Annotated in this window: 28 protein-coding genes; all 28 read left to right on the forward strand. The window is 63.0% G+C overall.

Going from position 1 to position 14,760, the window contains the following annotated elements; genetic code table 11:
* Nucleotides 1-70: EF-Tu C-terminal domain-related protein (locus CSC73_RS14775; protein WP_078536286.1), on the forward strand; the 70-nt coding region annotated here is incomplete at its 5' end.
* 472 nt (nt 71-542) lie between these two features.
* Nucleotides 543-854, forward strand: a complete 312-nt coding sequence (rpsJ, locus tag CSC73_RS14780; protein ID WP_036212661.1) for a 30S ribosomal protein S10 — start codon at nt 543-545, stop codon at nt 852-854.
* Nucleotides 855-864: 10 nt separating this feature from the next.
* The gene (rplC, locus tag CSC73_RS14785; RefSeq protein WP_163841697.1) at nt 865-1,518 is read left to right on the forward strand and encodes a 50S ribosomal protein L3; all 654 of its coding nucleotides are present in this window, start codon (nt 865-867) and stop codon (nt 1,516-1,518) included.
* Between the two features lie 12 nt (nt 1,519-1,530).
* Nucleotides 1,531-2,136, forward strand: coding sequence for a 50S ribosomal protein L4 (gene rplD, locus CSC73_RS14790; RefSeq protein ID WP_163841700.1), 606 nt, complete (start codon nt 1,531-1,533; stop codon nt 2,134-2,136).
* On the forward strand, nt 2,133-2,447 hold the full coding sequence (gene rplW / locus CSC73_RS14795) for a 50S ribosomal protein L23 (protein ID WP_093289948.1): 315 nt from the start codon (nt 2,133-2,135) through the stop codon (nt 2,445-2,447). Before rplD ends, rplW begins: the two co-directional genes overlap by 4 nt.
* Before the next feature lie 10 nt (nt 2,448-2,457).
* A complete protein-coding gene (rplB, locus tag CSC73_RS14800; RefSeq protein WP_093289949.1) occupies nt 2,458-3,285 on the forward strand; it encodes a 50S ribosomal protein L2 in 828 nt (275 codons plus the stop codon).
* Nucleotides 3,286-3,291: 6 nt separating this feature from the next.
* Complete coding sequence (rpsS, locus tag CSC73_RS14805; protein WP_093289950.1) at nt 3,292-3,570, forward strand: 30S ribosomal protein S19; 279 nt, start codon at nt 3,292-3,294, stop codon at nt 3,568-3,570.
* A 10-nt stretch (nt 3,571-3,580) separates the two neighbouring features.
* Nucleotides 3,581-3,916 (forward strand): 50S ribosomal protein L22, encoded by a 336-nt coding sequence (gene rplV, locus CSC73_RS14810; protein ID WP_093289951.1) that lies wholly within the window; start codon nt 3,581-3,583, stop codon nt 3,914-3,916.
* 18 nt (nt 3,917-3,934) lie between these two features.
* Nucleotides 3,935-4,654 (forward strand): 30S ribosomal protein S3, encoded by a 720-nt coding sequence (gene rpsC, locus CSC73_RS14815; RefSeq protein ID WP_093289952.1) that lies wholly within the window; start codon nt 3,935-3,937, stop codon nt 4,652-4,654.
* A 6-nt stretch (nt 4,655-4,660) separates the two neighbouring features.
* Nucleotides 4,661-5,074, forward strand: coding sequence for a 50S ribosomal protein L16 (gene rplP, locus CSC73_RS14820; protein WP_093289953.1), 414 nt, complete (start codon nt 4,661-4,663; stop codon nt 5,072-5,074).
* Nucleotides 5,074-5,259, forward strand: a complete 186-nt coding sequence (gene rpmC, locus CSC73_RS14825) for a 50S ribosomal protein L29 (RefSeq protein WP_162315256.1) — start codon at nt 5,074-5,076, stop codon at nt 5,257-5,259. The genes rplP and rpmC overlap by 1 nt, the downstream gene beginning before the upstream one ends.
* 11 nt (nt 5,260-5,270) lie before the next feature.
* Nucleotides 5,271-5,537, forward strand: a complete 267-nt coding sequence (gene rpsQ / locus CSC73_RS14830) for a 30S ribosomal protein S17 (RefSeq protein WP_163841703.1) — start codon at nt 5,271-5,273, stop codon at nt 5,535-5,537.
* A gap of 16 nt (nt 5,538-5,553) precedes the next feature.
* A complete protein-coding gene (gene rplN / locus CSC73_RS14835) occupies nt 5,554-5,922 on the forward strand; it encodes a 50S ribosomal protein L14 (RefSeq protein WP_019186153.1) in 369 nt (122 codons plus the stop codon).
* A gap of 15 nt (nt 5,923-5,937) precedes the next feature.
* Complete coding sequence (gene rplX / locus CSC73_RS14840; protein WP_093289956.1) at nt 5,938-6,252, forward strand: 50S ribosomal protein L24; 315 nt, start codon at nt 5,938-5,940, stop codon at nt 6,250-6,252.
* A gap of 11 nt (nt 6,253-6,263) precedes the next feature.
* Nucleotides 6,264-6,806: a 50S ribosomal protein L5 gene (gene rplE / locus CSC73_RS14845; protein WP_093289957.1), complete on the forward strand. Its 543-nt coding sequence runs from the start codon at nt 6,264-6,266 to the stop codon at nt 6,804-6,806.
* A 20-nt stretch (nt 6,807-6,826) separates the two neighbouring features.
* Nucleotides 6,827-7,132 (forward strand): 30S ribosomal protein S14, encoded by a 306-nt coding sequence (gene rpsN / locus CSC73_RS14850; protein ID WP_093289958.1) that lies wholly within the window; start codon nt 6,827-6,829, stop codon nt 7,130-7,132.
* A 133-nt stretch (nt 7,133-7,265) separates the two neighbouring features.
* Nucleotides 7,266-7,661: a 30S ribosomal protein S8 gene (gene rpsH, locus CSC73_RS14855; RefSeq protein WP_163841706.1), complete on the forward strand. Its 396-nt coding sequence runs from the start codon at nt 7,266-7,268 to the stop codon at nt 7,659-7,661.
* Between the two features lie 12 nt (nt 7,662-7,673).
* Complete coding sequence (gene rplF, locus CSC73_RS14860; protein ID WP_163841708.1) at nt 7,674-8,201, forward strand: 50S ribosomal protein L6; 528 nt, start codon at nt 7,674-7,676, stop codon at nt 8,199-8,201.
* A 29-nt stretch (nt 8,202-8,230) separates the two neighbouring features.
* Nucleotides 8,231-8,587, forward strand: coding sequence for a 50S ribosomal protein L18 (gene rplR, locus CSC73_RS14865; RefSeq protein ID WP_163841711.1), 357 nt, complete (start codon nt 8,231-8,233; stop codon nt 8,585-8,587).
* Nucleotides 8,588-8,756: 169 nt separating this feature from the next.
* Nucleotides 8,757-9,305 carry a 30S ribosomal protein S5 gene (rpsE, locus tag CSC73_RS14870; RefSeq protein ID WP_093289962.1) on the forward strand — a complete coding sequence of 183 codons (549 nt, stop codon included), beginning with the start codon at nt 8,757-8,759 and terminating at the stop codon, nt 9,303-9,305.
* Nucleotides 9,295-9,492: a 50S ribosomal protein L30 gene (rpmD, locus tag CSC73_RS14875; protein ID WP_163841715.1), complete on the forward strand. Its 198-nt coding sequence runs from the start codon at nt 9,295-9,297 to the stop codon at nt 9,490-9,492. Before rpsE ends, rpmD begins: the two co-directional genes overlap by 11 nt.
* Before the next feature lie 5 nt (nt 9,493-9,497).
* Complete coding sequence (gene rplO / locus CSC73_RS14880) at nt 9,498-9,935, forward strand: 50S ribosomal protein L15 (RefSeq protein WP_425502330.1); 438 nt, start codon at nt 9,498-9,500, stop codon at nt 9,933-9,935.
* 7 nt (nt 9,936-9,942) lie between these two features.
* On the forward strand, nt 9,943-11,295 hold the full coding sequence (secY, locus tag CSC73_RS14885; protein ID WP_163841718.1) for a preprotein translocase subunit SecY: 1,353 nt from the start codon (nt 9,943-9,945) through the stop codon (nt 11,293-11,295).
* Nucleotides 11,296-11,648: 353 nt separating this feature from the next.
* On the forward strand, nt 11,649-12,005 hold the full coding sequence (rpsM, locus tag CSC73_RS14890) for a 30S ribosomal protein S13 (RefSeq protein WP_163841721.1): 357 nt from the start codon (nt 11,649-11,651) through the stop codon (nt 12,003-12,005).
* A gap of 12 nt (nt 12,006-12,017) precedes the next feature.
* Nucleotides 12,018-12,410, forward strand: coding sequence for a 30S ribosomal protein S11 (rpsK, locus tag CSC73_RS14895; protein ID WP_093289967.1), 393 nt, complete (start codon nt 12,018-12,020; stop codon nt 12,408-12,410).
* A 14-nt stretch (nt 12,411-12,424) separates the two neighbouring features.
* Entirely contained in the window at nt 12,425-13,054 is a 630-nt protein-coding gene (gene rpsD, locus CSC73_RS14900; protein ID WP_093289968.1) for a 30S ribosomal protein S4, read from the forward strand.
* A gap of 51 nt (nt 13,055-13,105) precedes the next feature.
* Nucleotides 13,106-14,104 (forward strand): DNA-directed RNA polymerase subunit alpha, encoded by a 999-nt coding sequence (locus CSC73_RS14905; protein WP_093289969.1) that lies wholly within the window; start codon nt 13,106-13,108, stop codon nt 14,102-14,104.
* Nucleotides 14,105-14,299: 195 nt separating this feature from the next.
* Nucleotides 14,300-14,683, forward strand: coding sequence for a 50S ribosomal protein L17 (gene rplQ, locus CSC73_RS14910; protein ID WP_093289970.1), 384 nt, complete (start codon nt 14,300-14,302; stop codon nt 14,681-14,683).
* Nucleotides 14,684-14,760: the final 77 nt, after the last annotated feature.

The following is a 14,760-nucleotide window of genomic DNA, read 5'->3' on the forward strand; positions in this document are numbered from 1 at the left end:
CCTGCGCTTTGCGATCCGCGAAGGCGGCCGTACGGTCGGCGCCGGCGTGGTGGCCAAGATCATCAAGTGACGCCCTGACCCGGTTGGGCCATGGCCCAACCGGCTTTGTCAGGTCGTCATCCCCGCGTAGGCGGGGATCCACAAACAAGCCGCCAAGATGCTGGCAAAGCTCCAAAACTAAGTGTATGATTCGCGCCCGGCTTTCAGGTCGGGCGTGTTGTTGCAGTATCCGCCAGCGCCTCCTGGGAGGTCGCCGGTTACCGCGAAAAGAGGTGCAGGAAGCGCCTCGTGTTCGCCAGACAAGGAAATGTCGCGTGATAGCCAGAATTGGCACCCCCGCTATTGACGGGGCGGTTCACGCGTCTTATACTTTTCTGTCTGGGCGGGCCGGTTTACCGGGCCGCCTAGCTTTTCAGGATGAATCCCCACAGGCGGTCGCGGGTTCCAGCAGCGGCTAGCGGGGAAATAAACAGCAAGATCAATCAGGGGCAAGGCATCCCAGAGGCCGCGCCCGTCGCTCTTTTAACCAAGGAAACTCCGTCATGGCGGACCAAAAGATCCGGATCCGGCTCAAAGCGTACGATCATCGCCTGATCGACCGTTCGGCCAGCGAGATCGTAGAAACGGCCAAGCGGACCGGCGCGCAAGTGCGCGGCCCGATCCCGCTGCCGACCAAGATCGAGCGCTACACCATTCTGACCTCGCCGCACGTCGACAAAGACGCGCGTGACCAGTACGAGACCCGCACGCACAAGCGCGTGCTCGACATCGTCGACCCCAACGACAAGACCGTGGACGCGCTGATGAAGCTCGAACTGGCTGCCGGCGTCGACGTCCAGATCAAGCTGACCTGAGGCCACTGACATGACCGCGAAGAAATATTCGTTGGGTCTGGTCGGCCGCAAGGCTGGCATGACCCGGGTGTTCACCGAAGATGGCAAGTCCATCCCGGTCACCCTGATCGAAGCAACCCCGAACCGCATCACCCAGCTCAAGACCCCCGAAACCGACGGCTACAGCGCCGTGCAGGTGGTGGTGGGCACGCGCCGCGCCGCGCTGATCAACAAGCCGGCAGCCGGTCATCTGGCCAAGGCCAAGGTCGAAGGCGGTCGTGGCTTGTGGGAGCTGCGCGTGGAAGCCGACAAGCTGGGCGACTTCACCGTCGGCGGCGAAATCAAGGCCGACATCTTCGAAGTGGGCCAGAAGGTCGACGTCCAGGGCGTGACCAAGGGTAAGGGCTTCCAGGGCACCATCAAGCGCTGGAACTTCACCATGGGCGACGCTACCCACGGTAACTCGCTGTCGCACCGCCAGCCGGGTTCGCTCGGTCAGCGCCAGACGCCGGGTCGCGTGTTTCCGGGCAAGAAGATGTCCGGCCACATGGGTGCGGTGAACCAGAGCACGCAGAATCTGGAAGTCGTGAAAGTCGATGTCGAGCGCGGGCTGATCGCCATTCGTGGCGCGGTTCCGGGCGCCCCGGGCGGCGACGTGATCGTGCGTCCGTCGAGCAAGGGATAAGGGAGAACGATGATGGAACTTGCCATCACAGGCAGCGCCAACAAATTGTCGGTTTCCGACGAAGTGTTCGGCCGCGAATTCAGTGAAGACCTGGTCCACCAGGTCGTGGTCGCGTACCGCAATGCGGGGCGCGCCGGCACCAAGGCGCAGAAGACGCGCTCGGAAGTCAACGGCACCACCAAGAAGTCCAAGAAGCAGAAGGGTGGCGGTGCACGTCACGGCGCCCTGACCGCTCCGATCTTCGTGGGCGGCGGCGTGACCTTCGCGGCCAAGCCGCGCAGCTTCGAGCAGAAGGTCAACCGCAAGATGTACCGTGCGGCGATGAAGGCCATCCTGTCGGAACTCAACCGTCAGGGCCGTCTGATGGTCGTCGACTCGTTCGACGTCGATTCGGCCAAGACCGCCGGCCTGATCGCCAAGCTCAAGGGCCTGGAAGTCGGTCGCCGTCCGCTGATCGTCACCGAAGAGGCTTCGGAACATCTGTACCTGTCGGCCCGCAATCTTCCCTACGTGGAAGTGCGCGATGTGCAGGGCCTGGATCCGGCTTCGCTGGTCGGCGCCGATACCGTGGTGATCACCGCCGATGCGGTCAAGAAGATCGAGGAGTGGCTGGCATGAGCACCGCCGTCAAAATCAGCAACGAAAAAATCTTCAGCGTGCTGCGCGCTCCCCGGGTTTCCGAGAAGACCGCTCGCCTGCAGGAAGTCTCCAACCAATACGTCTTTGAAATCTCGAGCACCGCTACCAAGGCCGAAGTGAAGGCTGCGGTCGAGCAGTTGTTCGACGTCAAGGTCGAAGGCGTCAACGTGCTGAACGTCAAGGGCAAGAACAAGTCCTTCCGTAACCGCACCGGCAGCCGCGGCAGCTGGCGCAAGGCGTATGTGCGCCTGGCCGAAGGCCAGGCCATCGACGTAACCGCCAAGGCCTGAGGAACATCCCATGCCATTAATGAAATTCAAGCCCACTTCGCCCGGCCGCCGTTCCGCGGTCCGCGTCGTGACGCCCGACCTGCACAAGGGCGCGCCGCACGCACCGCTGCTCGAGCCGCAAAGCAAGAGCGGCGGCCGCAACCACCACGGCCGCATCACCACCCGTCACATCGGTGGTGGCCACAAGCAGCACTACCGTCTGATCGACTTCAAGCGCGACAAGGTCGGCATTCCCGCCCGTGTCGAGCGCATCGAATACGATCCGAACCGCACCGCCCACATCGCGCTGCTTTGCTATGTCGATGGCGAACGCCGTTACATCATCGCGCCGAAGGGCCTGAAGGCGGGCGACCAGGTCATCGCGGGCAGCGACGCCCCGATCCGCGCCGGCAACACGCTTCCGCTGCGCAACATTCCGGTCGGCACCACGATCCATGCCATCGAGATGAAGCCGGGCAAGGGCGCGCAGATCGCCCGTGCCGCCGGCGCCGGCGTGCAGCTGGTCGCACGCGAGCAGGGTTTCGCCACGCTGCGTCTTCGCTCCGGCGAAATGCGCAAGGTGCAGATCGAATGCTGCGCGACCATCGGCGAAGTCGGCAACACCGAGCACAGCCTCGAGAAGCTGGGTAAAGCCGGTGCCAAGCGTTGGCGCGGCATCAAGCCGACCGTTCGCGGCGCGGCCATGAACCCGGTCGATCACCCGCACGGCGGTGGCGAGGCCAAGGCCGGCCAGGGCAACCCGCATCCGGTCACCCCGTGGGGCGTACCGACCAAGGGTTACAAGACGCGCCATAACAAGCGCACCCAGCAATTCATCGTCCGCGATCGTAGGGGCTAATCGACCATGGCACGTTCACTCAAGAAGGGCCCATTCGTCGACCATCACCTCATCAAGAAGGTGGAGGCCGCCGGTGGCAGCAAGCGTCCGATCAAGACCTGGTCGCGTCGTTCGATGATTCTGCCGGAAATGGTGGGTTTCACCATCGCCGTGCACAACGGCAAGAACCATATCCCGGTGCTGGTCAACGAGAACATGGTCGGCCACAAACTCGGCGAATTCGCCGTCACCCGTACCTTCAAGGGTCACGGTGGCGACAAGAAAGCCGCGCCGGGCAAGCGTTAAGGAGATGACCATGGAAGCCAAAGCCATCCTGCGCACCGCGCGCATCTCCGCACAGAAAGCCCGCCTGGTCGCCGACCAGGTGCGCGGCCTGTCGGCCGAACGCGCCGTCAACCTGCTGAAGTTCTCGGACAAGAAAGCGGCGCACATGATCAAGAAAGTGGTTGAGTCGGCGATCGCCAATGCCGAGAACAACCAGGGCGCAGACGTCGACGAACTGAAGATCGTGACCATCATGGTCGACGAAGGTCCGTCGCTGAAGCGTTTCATGGCCCGGGCCAAGGGCCGCGGCACCCGTATCCTCAAGCGCACCAGCCACATCACTGTGGTTGTGGGCGCAGGCAAGTAAAGGCGGAAGGAAAAAACGATGGGTCATAAAGTTCATCCGATCGGGTTCCGCCTGGGCATCGCCAAGGACTGGAACTCCAAGTGGTTCGCCAAGAAGGGCCTGTATGCCGAGTACCTGGCTGCCGACCTCAAGGTGCGCGAAATGCTGCGCAAGAAGCTGGCGCAGGCAGGCATCTCCAAGATCCTGATCGAGCGTCCCAACAACACCGCACGCGTGACCATCCACACCGCCCGTCCGGGCGTGGTGATCGGCAAGCGCGGTGAGGACATCGAGAAGCTGCGCAAGGAAGTGAGCGACCTGATGGGCGTCCCGGCGCACATCAACGTCACCGAAGTGCGCAAGCCGGAACTGGACGCGCAGCTCGTTGCCGAGTCGATCGCCCAGCAGCTCGAGCGCCGCATCATGTTCCGCCGTGCGATGAAGCGCGCGGTCGGCAACGCGATCCGCCTTGGCGCCCTGGGCATCAAGGTCAACGTCGGTGGCCGCTTGAACGGCGCGGAAATCGCCCGTTCGGAGTGGTACCGCGAAGGTCGCGTGCCGCTGCACACGCTGCGCGCCGACATCGACTACGGTTTTGCCGAGGCGAAGACCACCTACGGCATCATCGGAATCAAGGTGTGGGTTTACAAGGGCGAAGTGTTCGACTTCTCCCAGATTGGCCAGGAAAAGCAGGACGAAGCGCGCCCCGAGCGCAGCGAACGTCCGTCGCGTCCGGCCCGTGACCGTGACGCGAGGTAATCGGCCATGTTGCAACCAAAACGTACCAAGTACCGCAAGCAGCACAAAGGCCGCAACGACGGCCTGAGCTGGAGCGGCAATCTCGTCAGTTTCGGCGAGTACGGCCTGAAGGCCACTGCGCACGGTCAGCTGACCGCGCGCCAGATCGAGGCCGCGCGCCGTTCCATCAGCCGTTACGTCAAGCGTGGCGGCAAGATGTGGATCCGCGTGTTCCCCGACAAGCCGATCACCAAGAAGCCCATCGAGGTCCGCATGGGCTCCGGTAAGGGCAACGTGGAATATTGGGTGGCTCAGATCCAGCCGGGCCGCATGATTTATGAAATCGAAGGCGTCACCGAGGAAATCGCACGCGAGGCTTTCCGCCTGGCGGCCGCCAAGTTGTCCGTGACCACCACTTTCGTTACCCGGACGGTGCGCTAATGGAACTCAAACAACTCCGCGAGAAGTCGGCCGACCAGCTGAACGAACACCTGACCGACCTGCGCAAGGAGCAGTTCTCCCTGCGCATGCAACAGGTCACCGGTCAGCTGCCCAAGACCCATGAAACCCGTCGGGTTCGCCGCGAGATCGCTCGCGTCAAGACCCTGCTCGGCAGCAAGAAGTAAGGACCGCCGTGATGAGCGACAACAAAGAGAAATCTCAGCGCACGGTCGAAGGCCGCGTCGTGAGCAACAAGATGGACAAGACCGTCACCGTGCTGGTGGAGCGTCAGGTCAAGCATGCGCTGTACGGCAAGTACATCCGCCGTTCGACCAAGCTGCATGCCCACGACGCCGACAACGCCTGCAACGAAGGCGACGTGGTCCGCGTGGTGGAGATCGCCCCGCTGTCCAAGACCAAGAACTGGCGCGTGGTGGAAATCGTCACCCGTGCGGCCGTCTAACAAGGAAACCTGAATCATGATCCAGATGCAGAGCTACCTTGACGCGGCCGACAACTCCGGCGCCAAGGAACTGATGTGTATCAAAGTGCTGGGCGGCTCCAAGCGCCGTTACGCGCACATTGGCGACATCATCAAAGTGACCGTGAAGGACGCCATCCCGCGCGGCAAGGTCAAGAAGGGCGAAGTCTACGACGCCGTCGTGGTGCGTACCCGCAAGGGCGTGCGCCGTGCGGACGGTTCGCTGATCCGTTTCGACGGCAACGCGGCCGTGCTGCTCAACAACAAGCAGGAACCGATCGGTACCCGCATCTTCGGGCCAGTAACCCGCGAGCTGCGTTCCGAGAAGTTCATGAAGATCGTTTCGCTCGCGCCTGAAGTGCTCTGAGCCGAGGACTTATATATGAACCGTATCAAGAAGGGCGACCAGGTGGTCGTCATCGCCGGCAAGGACAAGGGCAAGCGTGGTGACGTGGTGCGTGTGGACGGCGATCGCGTGATCGTCTCCAACGTCAACATCATCAAGCGCCACACCAAGCCGAATCCGCAGGCGGGCGTCGCCGGCGGCGTGGTCGAGCGTGAAGCTTCGATGCACATCTCCAATATCGCGCTGTTCAACCCGGCTTCCGGCAAGGGCGAGCGTATCGGTTTCAAGGTGCTGGAGGATGGACGCAAATTGCGTGTGTTCCGCTCCAGCGGTGAGGCGCTCGACGCCTAAGGAATGAAGTCATGACCACCCGTCTCGAAAAGTTCTACAAGGAACAGGTTGTTCCCAGCCTGACCGAGAAGTTCGGCTACGCCAATCCGATGGAAGTGCCGCGCATCACCAAGATCACCATCAACATGGGCGTGGGCGAAGCCGCGACCAACAAGAAGATCCTGGAGAACGCGGTCGCCGACCTGGCCAAGATCACCGGCCAGAAGCCGATCACCACCAAGTCGCGCGTTTCCGTGGCTTCGTTCAAGATCCGCGACGGCTGGCCGATCGGCTGCAAGGTGACCCTGCGCCGCGCGAAGATGTACGAATTCTTCGATCGCCTGGTCAACGTGTCGCTGCCGCGCGTGCGCGACTTCCGCGGCGTGTCGGGCCGTTCGTTCGACGGGCGCGGCAACTACAACATGGGCGTGAAGGAACAGATCATCTTCCCGGAAATCGACTTCGACCAGGTCGACGCTGTCCGCGGCATGGATATCGCCATCACCACCACCGCCAAGACCGACGCCGAAGCCAAGGCGTTGCTCGAAGCTTTCAAATTCCCGTTCCGCAACTGATTCGCCAAGGAAACCTGAGCATGGCAAAGACCTCAATGGTTAACCGCGACATCAAGCGGGCCAAACTGTCCAAGAAGTACGCCGCCAAGCGCGAAGCGCTGAAGAAGACCATCTCCAGCCCGACCGCTTCGTACGAAGAGAAAATGGAAGCCGTGACCAAGCTGCAGAAGCTGCCGCGCGATTCGTCGCCGAGCCGCGAGCGCAACCGTTGCGCGCTGTCCGGCCGTTCGCGCGGCGTCTACAGCAAGTTCGGCCTGGGCCGCAACATGCTGCGCAAGGCGACGATGAACGGCGACGTTCCCGGCTTGCGCAAGGCCAGCTGGTAAGAAAGCCGGGATTAGGGATTGGAGATTCGGGATTGGCGAAAGCGCTTTTCCCAATCCCGAATCTCCAATCCCTAATCCCAACCTAAGATTTTCGCGAAAGCGGATATCGGTGCTACTCAAAGGGTAATACGCAATGAGCATGACTGATCCCATCGCCGACATGCTGGTCCGCATCAAGAATGCGGCCGCTGTAGGCAAGCCGACGGTGAAGATGCCGTCTTCCAACATCAAGGTCGCCATCGCCGGCGTGCTGAAGGCCGAAGGCTATATCGCCGATTCGCGCGTCAACACCGTCGACAACAAGCCGCAGCTCGAGATCGTGCTGAAGTACTTCGAAGGCAAGCCGGTGATCGAGCGTCTGACGCGCGTGTCCCGTTCGGGCCTGCGCAAGTACAGCGGCAAGGCCGATCTGCCCAAGGTGCTGGACGGCCTGGGCGTCGCCATCATTTCCACCTCCAAGGGCATCATGACCGACTCGCAGGCGCGCCAGCAGGGCGTCGGCGGTGAAGTCCTGTGCTTCGTGGCTTAAGGGAGTAAACGTATGTCCCGTGTAGCCAAACAGCCGATCACCCTGCCGAAGGGCGTCGAGTTCAAGAACCAGGACGATACCCTGAGCGTCAAGGGCGCCAAGGGCAGCCTGTCTCTGGCCAAGCCGGCCGGCGTCGAGATCAAGCTCGAAGACGGCGTGCTGAACCTGTCCCCGGCCACCCCGGCCGACGACGCCATCACCGGCACCATCCGCGCGATCCTGGCCAACATGGTCAAGGGCGTGTCCGAAGGCTTCGAGCGCAAGCTCGAACTGGTGGGCGTGGGTTACCGCGCCGCCATGGCCGGCAAGGACCTGAACCTGTCGCTGGGCTTTTCGCACCCGGTGCTGTTCAAGACCCCGGAAGGCATCACCATTTCCACGCCCACCCAGACCGAAATCCTGGTGCAGGGTTCGGACAAGCAGCGCGTCGGTGAAGTGGCCGCCAAGATTCGCGGTTTCCGTCCGCCGGAGCCCTACAAGGGCAAGGGCGTGAAGTACTCCGACGAAGTCATCATTCGCAAGGAAGCCAAGAAGGCCTAAGGCCTATCCGCTTCCCAAGGATCAAGATCATGAGCATCAAGAACAACGCCCGTCTCCGCCGCGCCAAGAGCACCCGCGCCCACATCCGTGTGCTCGGCGTGCCGCGCCTGTCGGTGCTGCGCACCGGCCAGCACCTGTACGCGCAGCTGTTCAGCGCCGACGGTTCCAAGGTCATCGTCGCGGCCAACACGCTGCAGGCCGACGTCAAGGAAGGCCTGAAGAGCGGCAAGAACAGCGAAGCCGCCGCCCGCGTGGGCAAGGTCATCGCCGAACGTGCCGTTGCCGCCGGTATCCAGAAGATCGCCTTCGACCGTTCGGGCTACCGTTACCACGGCCGCATCAAGGCCCTGGCCGACGCCGCCCGCGAGGCCGGCCTGCAGTTCTGATTGACGCACGCATATTGAAACAGCTGGGGCCCGTCCCCACGCTTTGACCCGCCGACAGGGGATTCTGTCGGACGCACCGCGACTTTTGCGCGCGACTGCGGTCCACCGTTCCATTCCACAACCATAAGCGGCTCAGCCGTAATCACTTACTCATCAAAGGAATACGCAGATGGCTGAAGAACAACGTGCACCGCGGGGTCGTGATCGCGACCGCAACCGCGAAGAGAAAGTAGACGACGGCATGATCGAGAAGCTGGTCGCGGTCAACCGCGTCAGCAAGACGGTCAAGGGCGGTCGCCAGTTCACCTTCACCGCGCTGACGGTGGTGGGCGACGGCAACGGCAAGATCGGTTTCGGCTACGGCAAGGCCCGCGAAGTGCCGGTCGCCATCCAGAAGTCGATGGAGTACGCACGCAAGGGCATGCTCAATGTCGACCTGAACAACGGCACCCTGTGGCACCCGGTCAAGGCCGGCCACGGCGCGGCGCGTGTGTACATGCAGCCGGCCTCCGAAGGTACCGGCGTGATCGCCGGCGGCGCCATGCGCGCCGTGCTGGAAGCGGTGGGCGTGAAGAACGTGCTGGCCAAGGCCGTGGGTTCGCGCAACCCCATCAATCTGGTGCGCGCCACGCTGAAGGGCCTGGGCGACATGCAGTCGCCGACCCGCATCGCGGCCAAGCGCGGCAAGAAGATCGAGGAACTCAATTATGGCAAGTGAGTCCAACAAGACCGGTACGGTCAAGGTCCGCCTGGTGCGCGGCCTGCGTGGTTCCCAGAGCATCCACCGCTTGTCGGTGAAGGCGCTGGGCCTGAACAAGCTCAACGATGTGCGTGAACTGAAGGACAGCCCGCAGGTACGCGGCCTGATCAACAAGGTTCACTACCTCGTGCGCGTCGAGGAGTAATCGATATGCATCTCAATACTTTGAAGCCGGGCGAAGGCGCCCGCACCGAACCCAAGCGCGTCGGACGCGGCATCGGTTCGGGCCTGGGCAAGACCTGCGGCCGCGGCCACAAGGGTTCGTTCGCGCGTTCGGGCAAGGGCAAGATCAAGGCCAAGTTCGAAGGCGGCCAGATGCCCCTGATCAAGCGCCTGCCCAAGGTCGGCTTCCGGTCGAAGCTGAAGCTGGACTGCGCCGAAGTGCTGTCCTACCAGTTGGACAAGCTCGAAGCCGGCGAGATCGATTTCGCCGCGCTGCGTGCCGCCAAGCTGGTGCCGACCTCGGCCAAGCGCGCCAAGATCGTCAAGAAGGGCGAGCTGACCAAGAAGTTCGTGCTGAAGGGCATCGCTGCCACGGCCGGTGCCAAGGCGGCGATCGAAGCCGTCGGCGGCAGCGTGCAGGAGTAATCGACGAATGGCGCAAGGCAACGCAGGCGGCGTAGGCGGGTTGGGCAAGTTCACCGAACTGCGCCAGCGTCTGCTGTTCGTGGTCGGTGCGCTGATCGTCTACCGCATCGGTTGCTTCATTCCGGTTCCCGGCGTGAACCCCGATGCGATGCTGGCGATGATGCAGGCGCAGGGCGGCGGCATCGTGGACATGTTCAACATGTTCTCGGGCGGCGCCTTGCACCGCTTCAGCATCTTCGCGCTCAACGTGATGCCTTACATCTCGGCGTCCATCGTGTTCCAGCTGGCCGTGCACATCTTCCCGTCGCTGAAGGCGATGCAGAAGGAAGGCGAATCCGGCCGCCGCAAGATCACCCAGTATTCGCGCATGGGCGCGGTATTGCTGGCGGTGGTGCAGGGCGGCAGCATCGCGGTCGCATTGCAGAACCAGATTGCGCCGAACGGCATGCCGGTGGTGTACAACCCGGGCATGGGCTTCGTGCTGACCGCGGTGGTGGCATTGACGGCAGGCACCATCTTCCTGATGTGGGTGGGCGAGCAGGTGACCGAGCGCGGCGTCGGCAACGGCGTGTCGCTGATCATCTTCGCGGGCATCGTGGCCGGCTTGCCGGTGGCGGTGATCAATACGGTCGAGGCTTTCCGCAACGGCACCATCAGCGCCATCGCCTTGATCCTGATCGTCTTGACGGTAGCGGCATTCACCTACTTCGTCGTCTTCATGGAGCGGGGGCAGCGCCGCATCACGGTGAATTACGCCAGACGCCAGGGCGGCCGCAACGCGTACATGAACCAGACCTCGTTCCTGCCGCTCAAGCTCAACATGGCTGGCGTGATTCCGCCGATCTTCGCTTCCAGCATCCTGGCCTTCCCGGCCACGCTGGCGCTGTGGTCCGGCCAGTCCACCTCGACCGTGTGGCTGCAGCGCATCTCCCAGGCGCTGGCGCCGGGCGAGCCGCTGCACATGATCGTGTTCGCGGCGATGATCATCGGCTTCGCGTTCTTCTATACAGCGCTGGTGTTCAACTCGCAGGAAACAGCCGATAACCTGAAGAAGTCGGGCGCGCTGATTCCGGGCATCCGTCCGGGCAAGGCGACCGCCGACTACGTGGACGCGGTGTTGACCCGCCTGACCGCGGTCGGTTCGCTGTACCTGGTCGCAGTCTGCCTGTTGCCGGAAATCATGCGCACCCAGCTGGGCACCTCGTTCTACTTCGGCGGCACCTCGCTGCTGATCGTAGTGGTGGTGGTGATGGATTTCATCGCCCAGGTCCAGGCGCACCTGATGTCGCACCAGTACGAAAGCCTGTTGAAGAAGGCGAACCTGAAAGGCGGCTCGCGCGGCGGTTTGGCGCGGGGCTAGAAACAACACCAGCAGGCTCGCGGGGCGGACGCTCCGGGGCCGGCGACTTAGATGGGCGGCCCGTGCAGCGATCTCGTGCGCGGGTGAGAATCAGCCAGTTCCTGCGCAAGAGTAGCGCGGGACGGGAAGGGACGAAGGAAGGCGAAAGCCGGACATCGACCCGGATCAGGCCGGTTCCGGCGCCGGAGCATGGGCACACTCCCCATGCCGTGGTTCTGGCAGGCTTCGGTCTGCCAGGGCTTCCCAGAAACCCGAGATCTTGTTAAAATTCGTAGTTCACTCCGCCGGCTTGCACCGAATCCTCACGGATTTGCCTGCAATCGGGCCATCAAACACAGTTGGAGAGTCGCGTCATGGCGCGTATTGCAGGTGTCAACCTGCCTGCCCAGAAGCATGTCTGGGTCGGGTTGCAGAGCATTTACGGCATAGGCCGTACCCGGTCGAAGAAGGTCTGCGAAACCGCAGGCGTGGCTTCCACCACCAAGATCCGTGACCTGTCCGAGCCGGAAGTCGAGCGCCTGCGCGCCGAAATCGGCAAGTTCATCGTCGAAGGCGACCTCCGTCGCGAAGTGGGTATGGCGATCAAGCGCCTGATGGACCTGGGTTGCTACCGCGGCCTGCGCCATCGCCGTGGCTTGCCGCTGCGTGGCCAGCGCACCCGTACCAATGCACGCACCCGCAAGGGTCCGCGCAAAGCCATCAAGAAGTAAGGGGCGCGCATCATGGCCAAACCAGCAGCAGCAAAAGTGAAGAAGAAGATCAAGCGCGTCGTCACCGACGGCGTCGCCCACGTCCACGCTTCTTTCAACAACACCATCGTCACCATCACCGATCGCCAGGGCAATGCGCTGTCGTGGGCCACTTCGGGCGGCGCGGGTTTCCGCGGTTCCCGCAAGTCCACGCCGTTCGCAGCGCAGGTCGCCGCCGAAAAGGCCGGCCGCGCCGCACTGGACTACGGTCTGAAGTCGTTGGAAGTACGCATCAAGGGCCCCGGCCCGGGCCGCGAGTCCGCGGTGCGTTCGCTCAACAACGTTGGTTACAAAATCACCAACATCATCGACGTTACGCCTATCCCGCATAACGGTTGCCGCCCGCCCAAAAAGCGTCGCGTCTGAGGAGCTGAAGAGAAATGGCTCGTTATATTGGTCCTACCTGTAAGCTCGCCCGCCGCGAAGGCGTCGATCTTTCCCTTAAAAGCCCGGCGCGCGCGCTGGATTCCAAGTGCAAGCTGGAGCAGAAGCCCGGCCAGCACGGCGCTACCGCCCGCAAGGGCAAGCTGTCCGACTACGCCACCCAGCTGCGCGAAAAGCAGAAGGTCAAGCGTATCTACGGCCTGCTGGAGCGTCAGTTCCGCAACTACTACAAGAAGGCCTCGACCAAGAAGGGCAACACCGGCGAGAACCTGCTGCAGTTGTTGGAAACCCGTCTGGACAACGTCGTCTACCGCATGGGCTTCGCCATCACCCGTCCCTCGGCCCGCCAGCTGGTTTCGCACCGCGGCGTGCTGGTCAACGGCAAGTCGGTGAACCTGCCGTCCTACCAGGTCAAGGCCGGCGACGCGATCGAGCTTTCCGAAAAGGCGCAGAAGCAGTTGCGCGTCCAGGAATCGCTGACCGTGTCCGCACAGATGGACCTCAGCCCCTCGTGGGTTGAAGTGGACTCGAAGAAGTTCAGCGGCGTGTTCAAGGCCGTGCCGGATCGCGCAGATCTGCCTGCCGACATCAACGAAGCGCTGATCGTCGAGTTGTACTCGAAGTAATCCCATCACGAATCCCCGGATCAGCCGGGGATTTGCAGGAGACCAAGCAACATGACGGTTACCACACAGCAGGTGCTGCGCCCCCGCGGCCCGCAAATCGAACGCCTTGGCGACAATCGCGCCAAGGTCGTGATCGAGCCGCTGGAACGCGGCTACGGCCACACCCTGGGCAACGCGCTGCGTCGCGTGCTGCTCTCGTCCATTCCCGGCTTCGCGATCACCGAAGTCGAGATCGACGGCGTTCTGCACGAATACAGCACCATCGAAGGCCTGCAGGAAGACGTGCTTGAAGTCCTGTTGAACCTGAAAGACGTCGCCATCCGCATCCACACCGGCGACAGCTCCACCCTGACCCTGGCCAAGCAGGGCCCGGGCGTGGTCACCGCCGCGGACATCAAGACCGACCACAACGTCGAAATCCTCAACCCGGAACTGGTCATCTGCAACCTGACCAAGGACACGGCGATCAACATGCGCCTGAAGATCGAGCGCGGTTTCGGCTATCAGCCGGCCGCCGCCCGTCGCCGTCCGGACGAAGAGACCCGCGCCATCGGCCGTCTGATGCTGGACGCCTCGTTCTCGCCGGTCCGCCGCGTCGCCTATGCGGTGGAAGCCGCACGCGTCGAGCAGCGCACCGACCTGGACAAGCTGGTCCTGGAAATCGAAACCAACGGCACCATCGACGCCGAGGAAGCCGTGCGCACCGCCGCCGACATCCTCAGCGACCAGCTGTCGGTGTTCGGCGACTTCACCCACCGCGACCGCGGTGCGGCCAAGCCGGCCGCCAGCGGCGTGGATCCGGTGCTGTTGCGCCCGATCGACGACCTGGAGCTGACCGTGCGTTCGGCCAACTGCCTCAAGGCCGAGAGCATCTACTACATCGGCGACCTGATCCAGAAGACCGAAGTCGAACTGTTGAAGACCCCGAACCTCGGCAAGAAGTCGTTGACCGAGATCAAGGAAGTCCTCGCGCAGCGCGGCCTGTCCCTGGGCATGAAGCTGGAAAACTGGCCGCCGGCCGGCGTTTCCCAGCACGGCATGTTGGGCTGATCCGATAGCTGTAACGGGTCCCCGCAACAACTGCGGGGATCCGGTTGAAACCGCAACACAACGCCGACGCGCCCGAAGGTGCGCGGCGATGCCCGATCAGGACGAACGGGCCAGGGCCATCCGCAGTCCAAGCACCAACGCCATGAAGGCGACAGCGAACTCCAACAGCATCAACATTAACCAGGAATCAAGACCATGCGCCACCAGAAAGCCGGCCGCAAATTCAGCCGCACCAGCGCCCATCGCCAGGCGATGTTCAGCAACATGGCCGCTTCGTTGATCAAGCAGGGCCTGATCCGCACCACCCTGCCCAAGGCCAAGGAACTGCGCCGCGTCGCGGAACCGCTCATCACCCTGGCCAAGGTCGATGGCGTCGCCAATCGCCGCCTTGCTTTCGCGCGTCTGCGCGACAAGGAAGCGGTGGGTACGCTGTTCACCACCCTGGGCCCGCGCTACCAGTCGCGTCCGGGCGGCTACCTGCGCATCCTCAAGTGCGGCTTCCGCTCCGGCGACAATGCGCCGATGGCGTATGTCGAACTGCTGGACCGTCCGGAAGCGGCGGCACTGTCGGCTGAGTAATCCAAGCCTGCAGTAAGCGATACACAGACCCCGGCCTGGCCGGGGTTTTGTTTTTCTGGCCGCCGGCATGAGTTGGC

The organism is Pseudoxanthomonas sacheonensis, assembly GCF_010093305.1.
GTDB classification, from domain to species: Bacteria; Pseudomonadota; Gammaproteobacteria; order Xanthomonadales; family Xanthomonadaceae; genus Pseudoxanthomonas_A; species Pseudoxanthomonas_A sacheonensis.